9 protein-coding genes and 1 pseudogene are annotated in these 11,831 nt (G+C 72.1%); 7 read left to right on the top strand and 3 right to left on the bottom strand.

All coding sequences use genetic code 11. The features are described 5' to 3' along the window. The first annotated feature begins 70 nt into the window (after positions 1-70). The 3 genes and pseudogenes from ACFO0B_RS15385 to ACFO0B_RS15375 all read left to right on the top strand — a co-directional run. Complete coding sequence (locus tag ACFO0B_RS15385) at positions 71-1,015, top strand: ABC transporter ATP-binding protein (protein WP_378613113.1); 945 nt, start codon at positions 71-73, stop codon at positions 1,013-1,015. Then, positions 1,015-1,776, top strand: a complete 762-nt coding sequence (locus ACFO0B_RS15380) for an ABC transporter permease (protein WP_378613112.1) — start codon at positions 1,015-1,017, stop codon at positions 1,774-1,776. The genes ACFO0B_RS15385 and ACFO0B_RS15380 overlap by 1 nt, the downstream gene beginning before the upstream one ends. Positions 1,777-2,160: 384 nt before the next feature. Then, positions 2,161-2,922: pseudogene (locus tag ACFO0B_RS15375) on the top strand (adenylate/guanylate cyclase domain-containing protein); the annotation flags it as partial. A 203-nt stretch (positions 2,923-3,125) separates the two neighbouring features. On the opposite strand, the gene ACFO0B_RS15370 reads toward ACFO0B_RS15375, so the two are convergent. Beyond that, complete coding sequence (locus tag ACFO0B_RS15370) at positions 3,126-4,673, bottom strand: LVIVD repeat-containing protein (protein ID WP_378613111.1); 1,548 nt, start codon at positions 4,671-4,673, stop codon at positions 3,126-3,128. 55 nt (positions 4,674-4,728) lie between these two features. Next, positions 4,729-6,048, bottom strand: coding sequence for a lipase family protein (locus ACFO0B_RS15365; RefSeq protein WP_378613110.1), 1,320 nt, complete (start codon positions 6,046-6,048; stop codon positions 4,729-4,731). 439 nt (positions 6,049-6,487) lie between these two features. Between ACFO0B_RS15365 and ACFO0B_RS15360 the strand changes: the two genes are divergently transcribed. Further along, the gene (locus tag ACFO0B_RS15360; RefSeq protein WP_378613109.1) at positions 6,488-7,066 is read left to right on the top strand and encodes a hypothetical protein; all 579 of its coding nucleotides are present in this window, start codon (positions 6,488-6,490) and stop codon (positions 7,064-7,066) included. Between the two features lie 48 nt (positions 7,067-7,114). On the opposite strand, the gene ACFO0B_RS15355 is transcribed toward ACFO0B_RS15360, so the two are convergent. Continuing rightward, positions 7,115-7,270 carry a hypothetical protein gene (locus ACFO0B_RS15355; RefSeq protein ID WP_378613108.1) on the bottom strand — a complete coding sequence of 52 codons (156 nt, stop codon included), beginning with the start codon at positions 7,268-7,270 and terminating at the stop codon, positions 7,115-7,117. Between the two features lie 181 nt (positions 7,271-7,451). Here ACFO0B_RS15355 and ACFO0B_RS15350 point away from each other — a divergent pair, with 181 nt between their 5' ends. The 3 genes from ACFO0B_RS15350 to ACFO0B_RS15340 are packed head-to-tail and all read left to right on the top strand — an operon-like array spanning position 7,452 to position 11,829. Continuing rightward, complete coding sequence (locus ACFO0B_RS15350; protein WP_378613813.1) at positions 7,452-9,086, top strand: acyclic terpene utilization AtuA family protein; 1,635 nt, start codon at positions 7,452-7,454, stop codon at positions 9,084-9,086. Continuing rightward, positions 9,083-10,234, top strand: a complete 1,152-nt coding sequence (locus ACFO0B_RS15345; protein ID WP_378613107.1) for an acyl-CoA dehydrogenase family protein — start codon at positions 9,083-9,085, stop codon at positions 10,232-10,234. The genes ACFO0B_RS15350 and ACFO0B_RS15345 overlap by 4 nt, the downstream gene beginning before the upstream one ends. Further along, entirely contained in the window at positions 10,231-11,829 is a 1,599-nt protein-coding gene (locus ACFO0B_RS15340) for an acyl-CoA carboxylase subunit beta (RefSeq protein ID WP_378613106.1), read from the top strand. Before ACFO0B_RS15345 ends, ACFO0B_RS15340 begins: the two co-directional genes overlap by 4 nt. The last annotated feature ends 2 nt before the right edge of the window (positions 11,830-11,831 follow it).

Here is an 11,831-nt window from a genome sequence, read left to right as displayed (position 1 = left end):
CGCGAGGATGACGCGCGCCGCGACTTGCTGCCGACGCGCGGAGCACCCCCGGTGCGGAATGCTTGGCCCCATGATCGAACTGAAGGGTCTGACCAAGCGGTACGGCCAGACGGTCGCGGTACGGGATCTGACGTTCACCGTCCGGCCCGGGCAGGTGACCGGGTTCCTCGGGCCGAACGGTGCGGGTAAATCCACCACCATGCGGATGATCCTCGGACTTGACACCCCCACGTCCGGGACCGCGCTGGTGAAGGGGGTGCCGTACCGGCAGCTGAAGAACCCGCTGCGCACCGTCGGCGCACTGCTGGACGCCAAGTGGGTGCACCCGAACCGCTCCGCCCGCTCGCACCTGCACTGGATGGCCGCCTCCAACGGCATCGGCAGAGACCGGGTGGAGGAGGTGCTGCGGCTGGTCGGCCTCTCCGAGGTGGCGAACAAGGCGGCGGGCGGCTTCTCACTCGGCATGTCGCAGCGGCTCGGCCTGGCCGGGGCGCTGCTCGGCGACCCGGAGGTGCTGCTCTTCGACGAGCCGGTGAACGGCCTCGACCCGGAGGGCATCCTCTGGATCCGCCGGTTCATGCAGCGGCTGGCGGGCGAGGGCCGGACCGTGCTGGTCTCCAGCCACCTGCTCTCCGAGATGGCGCAGACCGCCGACCACCTGGTCGTGATCGGCCGCGGCGAGCTGATCTCCAACTCCACCACGCAGGAGTTCATCGAACGGGCCTCGGAGGCGACCGTCCGGGTGCGCAGCCCGCAGCTCGACCAGCTGCGCAGCCTGCTCACCTCGGCGGGGATGACGGTGCGCGAGGACGGCGCGGGCCAGGACGGCCCCGCGCTCGTGGTGGCCGGGGTCACCAGCGATGCCGTCGGCACGCTGGCCGGGCAGAACGCCATCACCCTCCTGGAGCTGGCGCCGCAGCGCGCCTCGCTGGAGGACGCCTTCATAAGGATGACCGGTGGCGCGGTCGAATATCACGGCAGCGGAGTCGACCAGGTGATGGGAGGTGCGCTCTGATGGGCGTGCTGGCAGCGGAACGGATCAAACTCACCTCGACCAGGTCGCCCTGGTGGTGCTCCGCGGTGATCGTGGCGCTCGGGCTCGGCCTCGCCGCGCTCTTCGCGCTCGTGGTGCGGACCTCGGCCGATGACCCCGAGGTCGGCATGCCCGCGCTCGACATCAGCACCGCGACCTCGGGGGTCACCGGCTTCGGGGTCATGGTGCTGATGATCCTGGCGGCGCTCACCGTCACCAGCGAGTACCGCTTCGGGGTCATCAGGACCACCTTCCAGGCGGTGCCGAACCGGTACGCGGTGCTGCTCACCAAGGCCGGGCTGGTCGGGCTGTACGGGGCGGCGCTGAGCACCCTGGTCGCGCTCGGCGCGGTCGCGGTGGCCAAGGTGGTCGGCGGCTCGGAGGCCACGGTCGCGCTGACCTTCGACGGCCAATGGCGGGCTGTCTACGGCATCCCGATCTACGCCTTTCTCGCGGTGGTGCTCGCGGTCGGCGTCGGCGTGCTGGTGCGGCAGTCGGCCGCGGCGATCTCGCTGATCGTGCTCTGGTCGCTGCTGCTGGAGCCGCTGCTGAGTGCATTCGGCAACTTCGGGCGTAATGTGGGACCCTTCCTGCCCTTCCAGAACATCAACCGGTTCCTGACCGTCACCGAGGTCGGCGGCAATTGGCACTGGGGCGTGTGGGGCAGCCTGCTCTACTTCATCGCGTTCGTCGCGGTGGTCTACGTCGCCGCCCTGGTGTACGCGGACCGCAGGGACGCCTGAACCGCACACGATCGGTTACTCCCCGAACGGGGAGCAACCTCCGAGCCACCCGAGCCGACGTCCCTCGCCGCTCGGGTGCGGCCGCGATCTACCGAGGTCGCGGCCCCGCATCGGCCACCACTGCCCGGTGGTCGTCGCCGCCGGCCCGGTGTGGCACCTGCCACACCGGGCCCGGTGCGTTCATCGCCCTTTTCCAGCGTTGCGCTGCCGTTTCCCGGATACCTGTGACCTTCGGCCCCGCTTTCCGCCGATGCGCTGCGATACCCTCGCACCGTGAGACCGACATCCGGCGGTGCCGATCCCGAGCCGGAGCCGGAGGCGGTTACCGGCGCCTCCGCGTTCGGCCGCCGCGCGCGGCGGCAGCGCGAGCGGCTGGCCGAGCTGATGCACTCCGCGAACCGGCGCCAGGAGATCATCGGCGTGCTGCGCCGGGCCAGGCACCGGCTGCCCGGCGATCCGGCGTTCGGGGATCCGCTCTCGGTCACCGGTCCCGGCGGCCCGCGTGCGGTCGCCCGCGCCGCCGACCGGCTCGTCGGAGACACCCCGAGCGCGGCCCGCGAGGTCGGCTTCGGCGCGCTGCAGGTGTGGCAGGCCGTGCTGGAGCGGGTCGGCCGCGGCCGGGGCAGCGAAGAGGTGACGGTGCTCTTCACCGACCTGGTCGCCTTCTCCCGCTGGTCGCTCACCGCCGGTGATCAGGCCACGCTCGATCTGCTGCGCCGGGTCGCGCTCGCCATCGAGCCGCCGGTGGTCGAGCGCGGTGGCACCGTGGTGAAGCGGATGGGCGACGGGCTCATGGCCGTCTTCGACTCCCCCGACCGCGCGCTGGCCGCCGCCGTCGCCATGAAGCGCGCGCTCGGCGCGGTCGACTTCGGCGACTACCGCCCGCGCATGCGGATGGGGCTGCACACCGGCTCGCCGCGCGAGATCGGCGGCGACTGGCTCGGCGTCGACGTCACCATCGCGGCCAGGGTGATGGAGGCGGGCGGCAACGGGAACACCATGCTCTCCGAGGCCACCCTGCGCGGGTTGCAGCCCGAGACGCTGGAGTCGCTCGGCGGGCGGGTCAAGCCGTATCGCCGCGGGCTCTTCGCGGCGCCGCTGAGCGGGGTGCCGGAGGATCTGCGGCTCTTCGTGCTGGGCGTGGGTGAACCGGGCGCGGGTTCGAGTGCGCGCCGGAGCGCGGAAGCGCGCACGAAGGCGGAGTCGCGGGCCCGCGCGAAGGAGCGCACGGGCTCGGAGCCGCAGGCGCGTGGGAGCGCGGGCGCGGCGGCGGCAGGCACGCCCGCGGCGGCCGGGAGCGCGCCCCCGCGGCGACCGAGATCCGGACGCAAGCGGGAGTCGGCCGGGGACTAGGAGCCGACCGTCGTCTGCTGGTCCGGCGGCGGTGTGTAGACCGCCGGGTCGAGCCGCAGCGTCTGGAAGGTGTTGTCCGAGCAGGTCACCCAGAGCTGATTGCCCCGCCAGGTGGGCGGAGAGAAGCACAGGTCGGCGGATTGATCCCCGGTGAGCCGGTCGCCGCGCACCCCGCCGAGCGCCTGCGCGGGGTCGAAGACCCCGGCGGCGAGCGCTTGGGTGAGCGCGCCCGCGTTCAGCAGCGGGACCCCGGCGATCGAGAAGAGCGACTGCGGGGAATTCGCCCCGGCGGGCTGCCCGGTGCGCGCGGGCGGGTTGTAGTAGGCGATCTCCCTGACCGCGCCCGGGTCGCGGATGTCGAAGACCCGGATCCCGGACGCGAGCCACCCGCAGGCCAGCGCGGTCGGGTCGCGCGGCCGGTCGGCGGTGCAGTAGTGCGCGTCGTAGGCGAACAGCGACCCGCCGAAGCTGGAGGCCAGCGCGGTGTCCTGGTTGGACTGCAGGTTGATCTCCAGCTTGATCGAGTTGAGCTGCCGCGGCTGCGCCGGATCGGCGACGTCGAAGATCTTGACCCCGCCGGACCCGGCCTCGTCCACCACGAACAGGTGCGGCACCCCGCCGTAGGTGACCGGGACGGCGTGCTGGGAGGCGAACCCGTCGGTCCAGGAGGTGGCCGAGAGGGTCGGCACCCGCGGGTCGGGGTCGCGGCGCTGCACCGCGGAGGTGTCGAGCACGGTGAGCCCGCCGAAGTTGTTGGCGAGGTAGAGCCGGTCGCCGTCCGGGCTGAAGCCGATGCCGTGCACGGAGAGCCCGGGCAGCCCCTGCCAGATGATCCGCGGCTGCGCCGGGTCGGTGAGGTCGATGGCGCTGAGCACGCCCGGTGCGGTCCCGGACGACCAGTAGGTGCGCCCGTCGGGAGAGAACCCGCCCTCGTGCGCGATGATCGGCAGCGGCTGGTCGACGGCAGTGCCCGGCCCGGGGTTGAGCAGCCGCGGGTGCGCGCAGTCGGTGAGGTCGTAGACCGAGAGCAGCCCGGCCCCGGTGAGCAGCGGAACCCCGGCACCCACCAGGAGCTTGCGCCCCTCGTGCACCTTGAGCGATTCCCAGGTGCCCGCCAGCATCGCCGGTTCGGTCAGGGTGGCGGTCGGTGCCGGGTTCGCCGGATCGGAAACGTCGAGCACCTGCACGCCCGGGCTCGGCCCGGTGAGGCTGCCGGGGAAGAAGCTGCCGACGTAGACGCAGTGCTCGAAGGCGGCCGAGACGATGCCGCCGCCCGGCCCGTCGAAGCCGCCGACCCGGCTGATGTTGCACCGGTACCCGGCGGCGCTGCGCCCGCTGGAGCGATCCGCGGCGGGCACCTCGCCCTGCATCCCGGTCTCCGGCGCCGAGCCGGGGCCGCACTCCGCCGGGGCGGCCGCGACATCCGCGACCGTCCCGATGTGCCGCACCCCGGAGGTCGGTGGCTGCGCCGCCACCACCCCGACCGGCAGCAGGATCGCCCCGGCCAGTACCGCCGCGACCCTGCGCACCCGGCTTGTTCCCATGACGTGTCCTCGATCCGAGATTCTGATTCTCGGAATGTTAGAACGATGTTTCCGATCAGTCGATGGAGCAGCCGGAGATCGGCTTGTCCGCGAGCCGGTCCAGCAGGTAGGCGATCACGCTGTTCGGGCTGAAACCGTCGATCAGCTCGGGGCCGAAGTGGTTCGGGATCGTGAATCCCGGCAGGATCGGCGGCAGCTCGTTGGTCCGGAACTCGACGGTGCCGCCGAGGCCGCACCAGTCGTGCGCGAGCTGCTTGGCCTGGCCGTACGGCACGGTGTCGTCATGGCGGCCGCTGGTGATGAGCACCGGTGCGTGCGGCTTCAGGGTGCCCACCTTCAGCTCGGCGAGCACGGGGGCGGCCTCCGGCAGGTCGGTCAGGTGCTCGCCCAGCGAGCGGCCGTCCACGGTGAGCGAATTGGTGCGCAGGAACGGGTGCCGGAAGATCAGGTCGCCGATGCAGGTCTCGCCGAGCGTGGCGAGCATGTCCTTGCCCGACGGGCTGCTCACCCGCTGCAGCGCCAGCTGCAGCTCGGGGAAGCGGGCCAGCATGCCGTTGATGGCGTAGCCGATGGCGCCGCCGATCAGCGCGCCGTCGATCTTGTCCAGGATCGCCGAGAGGTCGGCGGTCGGGCCGCCCGCCCAGATGCCCTTGAGATTCAGCTCCGGCGCGTACTCGGGCAGCAGCTCGTTGGCGGACGCGGTGGCCCCGCCGCCCTGCGAGTAGCCCCAGAAGACCAGGGGGGTCTCCGGGCCCACACCGGCAAGGGTGTTGGCCGCGCGCGCGGCGTCGAGCACGGCGTGGCCCTGCTCGAACCGGTTGCCGTAGGTGTGGATGCCGGGGGTGCCGAGCCCGATGTAGTCCGGGATCACCACGTTCGCGCCGAGCCCGGCCCAGGCCGCCGACGAGGGCAGCTCCTGGTTGGCCGAGATGCTCGGCGACGGGTCCATGAAGGCGGTCAGCCCGGTGGAGAAGGCCACCGACATGGCGCAGCGATCGGCCTGCCCGGAGGTGCCGGGCGCGATCACCACGGTGGGGCGGGGGCCGGGGCCGAGCCACGGCCCGGCGGCGGCGATGTAGGTGCCGGTGGTGGCTACCGGCGAACCGTCCTGCAGCGTGCTGCTGTACATGATCAGCTCGCCCTTGCCCGGCCAGCCCTGCTCCGTCGGCAGGGTGGCGAACAGTGAGAGGGGCTGGGTCTTGATGATCGTGCCCGGCGTGGCCGGGACCTGCGCGGGCGGGACGTAGAAGGCGCTGACCGGTTCGGCCGTCGCCGGTGCCGCCACCGCCGCCGTGAGCCCGGCGGCACAGGCGAGTGCGAGTGCCGCCGCCGTCATCCGGCCCCGCCACCGCGAGCGCCGCTGCTGTCGATCCATCCGAACTCTCCCTGGCCACCACCCCGGCCCCTTCGCCGGAATGTCCTCGGTCACCCCGGGCCGGTCGAGTGCGACCGGTCACGGAAGAGACCCAACTGGACAGTAACATGGTTATCGGGAAGTGAGCCCTCGCGGTGTCAGCTCACCCGGCTCACCGACCGAAAAGGTTTCCGCACTTCATTGGCGTAATCGGTCAGTGCGCGCGCCGACGGATCGGCCCCGGCTCCGGCGGACCGGTCGGAATCCGCCGTTTCGCGATCCGATCGCAGTAACGCCGTTACCGTGGACGCGGCACGCTTTCGTCCGAGCGCGACGCCCGGCCCCCCAGTCCCGGTGCGTCGTCGCCCTTACCTCGTCGAGGCGAATCGCGCGCGCCTTCGTGCCGCGCGGTCGTGGTCGGGCGAGCTGCCGCCGGTGTGGCATCGAGAACGGATGGAACATGGCAGTACGATCCGCGGACCTGCCCGAACGTGGTTTCGGCACCTACTCTCCGATGGAATGGCGGGCACACGCCCGCCGCTACGAACTCCGCTATCGATTGGTGGTCGTCGCGCCCGACGTCGCCGAGGTGGTGCACCACCTCGGCGGCTGGCTCTTCGACATGCGGGCCTCCGGGTGGGAGGTGATCGTCCCCGTCTCCGACCCCGCCGCCGTCCGCCCGCTGGAGATCCTCGGCGCCGTCCCGCTCGACCTGGAGCACTGGCCCGCCGCCGCCGTCCGCGAGATCCGGCCCGACGTGCTGGCCATCGCGGTCGACAGCTACCGGTCCGACCTGGTGCCGCCGCTCGGCGGCGGGCACTCGGAGACGGTGCTGTGGGGCGGGCTGCCGCCCGAGGAACTCGGGTACCGCATGCGTCCGGCGCAGCATCGGGTGAGCGTCGCGGGGCGGGCCTTCAAGTCCTGCGCGGTGCGCGCCTCGGGTGCGCGGGTGTCGGGTGACGGTTGTACGGAGACGTTCTGGGCCGGTGCGGAGGTCACCGGCGCTCGGCGGTTGCTGGAGCTCGCTCCGGCGGGGTAGCCGGGTCGTCCGGCGCGGTCCGTGGTGGTCACGGGCCGCGCCGCGCCGCTACTGCCCCCAGACGAACGCTCCGACGCCCGCGAGCACCGCGCAGACCCCGAGCGAAACAGCCATCCACCGCGTGCTCTTCCACAGGGTGATCGCCCCGCCGAGCAGAAACCCGGCCAGCGCGAGAAGCAGAAGTACGGTGAAGGTCGAGGACACGCCCGCAGCCTACCGAACCCATTAACAAGCACGCGGGCTTGCTTTTTTACTCCCTCGGTGTGACCCTGTAATCGCTACGACGCTTGCACAGGAGGGCACCCGCGTGACCAGTCTCGCGGCCGATCCGGAGCTGCTCCGGATCGGCAACTGTTCCGGCTTCTACGGTGACCGCGCCGTCGCCATGCGGGAGATGCTGGAGGGGGGCGAACTCGACGTCCTCACCGGCGACTACCTGGCCGAGCTCACCATGCTCATCCTGGGCAGGGACCGGATGAAGGACCCCGCGCTCGGCTACGCCAAGACCTTCCTGCGCCAGGTCGAGGACTGCCTCGGGCTCGCCATGGACCGGCACGTCACGCTGGTCGCCAATGCCGGCGGGCTGAACCCGGCCGGGCTCGCGGAGAAACTGCGCGCGGTCGCGGAGCAGCTCGGCCTGCGGCCGAAGATCGCCTACGTCACCGGCGACGACCTGCTCGAGCGGGCCGCCGAACTCGGCCTCGGCGCCCCGCTCACCGCCAATGCCTACCTGGGCGCCTGGGGCATCGCCGAGTGTCTGCAGGCCGGCGCGGACATCGTGGTCACCGGCCGGGTCACCGACGCCGCGCTGGTCGCCGGTCCGGCGGCGGCGCACTTCGGCTGGGCCGCGGACGACTACGACGCGCTGGCGGGCGCGGTGGTGGCCGGCCACGTGATCGAGTGCGGCACCCAGGCGACCGGGGGCAACTTCGCCTTCTTCACCGAGATCGCGGACCTGGGCCGCCCCGGTTTCCCGATCGCCGAGCTGCGCCGGGACGGGAGCAGCGTGATCACCAAGCACCCCGGAACCGGCGGCGCCGTCACCGTCGACACCGTCGCGGCGCAGCTCGTGTACGAGATCCAGGGTGCCCGCTACGCCGGGCCGGACGTCACCGCCCGGCTGGACAGCATCCGGCTCAGCGCGGCGGGCCCGGACCGGGTGCGGATCGACAACGTGCGCGGCGAGGCGCCGCCGCCGACCGCCAAGGTCTCGCTGAACACCCTCGACGGCTTCCGCAACGAGATGACCTTCGTCCTCACCGGGCTGGAGATCGAGGCCAAGGCGGAGCTCACGAGGAAGCAGCTGGAGTCCTGGCTGCCCACCCGCCCGGCCGAGCTGGAGTGGTCACTGGCCCGGCTGGACCGCCCGGACGCCGACACCGAGGAGCGCGCCTCCGCGCTGCTGCGCTGCGTGGTCCGCGACCCCGACCCGAACCGGGTCGGCCGCGCCTTCTCCGCCGTCGCGGTGGAGCTGGCGCTGGCGAGCTACCCCGGTTTCACCCTCACCTCCCCGCCCGGCAACGGCGCGCCCTACGGCGTCTTCACGCCGGGGTACGTGCCCGCCGACGCGGTCAGGCACACCGCGGTCCTGCCGGACGGCGCGGTGGTGCGGATCGGGGCGCCGAGAGCCACCCGCGACCTGCTCGAGCTCGCCGAACCCGAGCTGCCGGATCCGCTCGAGGCAACCGGCAGCGAAACGCTCCCGCTCGGCACGATCGCGCTGGCGCGCAGCGGCGACAAGGGCGGCAATGCCAATGTCGGCGTCTGGGTGCGCACCGACGCGCAGTGGCGCTGGCTGGCGCACACGCTCACCGTCGACGCGCTGCGCACCCTGCTCCCGGAGGCGGCGGAGCTGCCGATCACCAGGACCGTCCTGCCCAACCTGCGCGCGCTGAACTTCGTCATCCACGGCCTGCTCGGCAAGGGCGTCGCCTACCAGGCCCGATTCGACCCCCAGGCGAAGGGGCTCGGCGAATGGCTGCGGTCCCGGCACGTCGAGATCCCCACGGAGCTGCTGTGAACGATCCCTGGTCCAGCCCGGAGCGGCGCGAGCTGCGCGCCACCGTCCGCGGCTTCGTCGAGCGCGAGGTGCTCCCGTTCCTCGACGAGTGGGAGCGCGACGGCGAGATCCCGCGCGAGCTGCACAAGAAGGCGGGCGCGCTCGGACTGCTCGGCATCCAGTTCCCCGAGGCGGTCGGCGGCGCGGGCGGCGACGGCATCGACGCCGCGCTGGTCTGCGAGGAGATGCACTACGCGGGCGGCTCCGGCGGGCTCTTCGCCTCGCTCTTCACCTGCGGGATCGCGGTGCCGCACCTGGCCGCGGCCGGTGATCCGGAGCAGCTCGAGCGCTGGGTGCGGCCGACGCTGGCCGGTGAGCTGATCGGCTCGCTCGCCATCACCGAGCCGGGCGGCGGCTCCGATGTCGGGCACCTGACCACCACCGCGGTCCGCGACGGCGACCACTACGTCGTCAACGGCGCCAAGACCTACATCACCTCCGGCTGCCGCGCCGACTTCGTGGTCACCGCGGTGCGTACCGGCGGGCCGGGCGCGGGCGGTGTCTCGCTGCTCGTGGTCGAGAAGGGGGCGCCCGGCTTCACGGTGAGCCGCAAGCTGGACAAGATGGGCTGGCGCGCCTCGGACACCGCCGAACTCTCCTACGTGGACGTCCGGGTGCCGGTGCGCAACCTGGTCGGGCCGGAGAACAGCGGCTTCGCCCAGATCGCGCAGGCCTTCGTGAGCGAGCGGGCCGGGCTGGCGGCGCAGGCCTACAGCCAGGCGCAGCGCTGCCTCGACCTGACCCTCCAGTGGTGCCGCGACCGGGAGACCTTCGGCCGGCCGCTGATCAGCAGGCAGGCGGTGCAGAACACGCTGGCCGAGATGGCCCGCCGGACCGACGTCGCCCGGGTCTACACCCGGCACGTGGTCGAGCGGGCCGCCGCGGGCGAGACCGACCTGATCGCCGAGGTCTGCTTCGCCAAGAACACCGCCGTCGAGGCCGGCGAGTGGGTCGCCAACCAGGCCGTTCAGCTCTTCGGCGGGCTCGGCTACATGCGCGAGGCCGAGGTCGAGCGGCAGTACCGTGATATCCGCATCCTCGGTATCGGCGGTGGCACCACCGAGATCCTCACCGCACTGGCCGCGAAGCGATTGGGGTACCAGTCATGACCGTGCTGCGCAGCGCCGTCGACACCGCCGCGCCGGAGTACCTGGCCGCCGCCGAGGCCATGAGCACCAAGCTGACCGAGGTGGAGGCGGAGTTCGCCAAGGCCGTCGCCGGCGGCGGGCCGGACAAGCTGGCCAGGCACCGCAAACGCGGCAAGCTGACCGCGCGCGAGCGCATCGAGCTGCTCGTCGACGAGGACTCGCCGTTCCTGGAGCTCTGCGCGCTGGCGGGCTGGGGCAGCGAGTTCCACGTGGGCGGCAGCACCGTCTGCGGGATCGGCGTTGTCGAGGGCGTCGAGTGCATGATCGTCGCCCCTGACCCGACCGTGCGCGGCGGCACATCCAACCCGTGGACCCTGCGGAAGACGCTGCGCGTCAACGACATCGTGCGGGAGAACCGGCTGCCGGTGATCTCGCTGGTCGAGTCCGGCGGCGCGGACCTGCCGACGCAGAAGGAGGTCTTCGTCCCCGGCGGGCGCATGTTCCGCGACCTCACCCGCGCCTCTGCGGCGGGCATCCCCACCATCGCGCTGGTCTTCGGCAACTCGACGGCGGGCGGAGCGTACATCCCCGGCATGTCCGACCACGTGGTCATGATCAAGGAGCGCTCCAAGGTCTTCCTCGGCGGTCCGCCGCTGGTCAAGATGGCGACCGGCGAGGAGTCCGACGACGAATCGCTCGGCGGCGCGGACATGCACGCCAGGGTCTCCGGGCTGGCCGACTACTACGCGGTGGACGAGCAGGACGCCATCCGGATCGGGCGCGCCATCGTCCGGCGGCTGAACTGGCGCAAGCAGGGGCCCGCGCCGCGCGCCGCGGTGCTCGAACCGCTCTTCGACCCCGAAGAACTGCTCGGCATCGTCCCGCCCGACCTCAAGATCCCGTTCGACCCGCGCGAGGTGATCGCCCGGATCGTGGACGGCTCCGAATTCGACGAGTTCAAACCGCTCTACGGTTCCAGCCTGGTCACCGGCTGGGCCGAGCTGCACGGCTACCCGGTCGGCATCCTGGCGAACGCGCGCGGCGTGCTCTTCTCCGAGGAGTCGCAGAAGGCGACCCAGTTCATCCAGCTCGCCAATCGGAGCAACACGCCGTTGCTCTTCCTGCACAACACCACCGGCTACATGGTCGGCAAGGAGTACGAGCAGAAGGGCATCATCAAGCACGGCTCGATGATGATCAACGCCGTCTCCAACTCGACGGTGCCGCACATCTCGCTGCTCATGGGCGCCTCCTACGGGGCCGGGCACTACGGCATGTGCGGGCGCGCCTACGACCCGCGCTTCGTCTTCGCCTGGCCGAGCGCGAAATCCGCGGTCATGGGCGGGGCGCAGCTGGCCGGGGTCATCTCCATCGTCGGCCGTGCCGCCGCCGAGGCGCGCGGGCAGGGCTTCGACGAGGAGGCCGATGCCGGGATGCGGGCCATGATCGAGGCACAGATCGAGGCGGAGTCGCTGGCCATGTTCATGTCCGGGCGGCTCTACGACGACGGCGTGATCGACCCGCGCGATACCCGCACCGTGCTCGGCATGGCGCTCTCCGCCGTGCACACCGCACCGATCGAGGGCGCCGCGGGCTTCGGCGTCTTCCGGATGTAGGG

Source organism: Nocardia jiangsuensis (genome assembly GCF_042650385.1).
GTDB lineage: Bacteria > Actinomycetota > Actinomycetes > Mycobacteriales > Mycobacteriaceae > Nocardia > Nocardia jiangsuensis.
Note: the sequence above shows the minus strand (reverse complement) of the source record. Positions and strands in the feature narration are given on the sequence as shown.

Bases quoted from the DNA above. Each gene is read 5' to 3' on its own strand.
- ACFO0B_RS15340 (WP_378613106.1), top strand. From the start codon at position 10,231: ATGACCGTGCTGCGCAGCGCCGTCGACACCGCCGCGCCGGAGTACCTG.
- ACFO0B_RS15365 (WP_378613110.1), bottom strand. From the start codon at position 6,048: ATGGATCGACAGCAGCGGCGCTCGCGGTGGCGGGGCCGGATGACGGCG.
- ACFO0B_RS15350 (WP_378613813.1), top strand. From the start codon at position 7,452: ATGCGGGAGATGCTGGAGGGGGGCGAACTCGACGTCCTCACCGGCGAC.
- ACFO0B_RS15380 (WP_378613112.1), top strand. From the start codon at position 1,015: ATGGGCGTGCTGGCAGCGGAACGGATCAAACTCACCTCGACCAGGTCG.
- ACFO0B_RS15360 (WP_378613109.1), top strand. From the start codon at position 6,488: ATGGCAGTACGATCCGCGGACCTGCCCGAACGTGGTTTCGGCACCTAC.
- ACFO0B_RS15385 (WP_378613113.1), top strand. From the start codon at position 71: ATGATCGAACTGAAGGGTCTGACCAAGCGGTACGGCCAGACGGTCGCG.
- ACFO0B_RS15370 (WP_378613111.1), bottom strand. From the start codon at position 4,673: ATGGGAACAAGCCGGGTGCGCAGGGTCGCGGCGGTACTGGCCGGGGCG.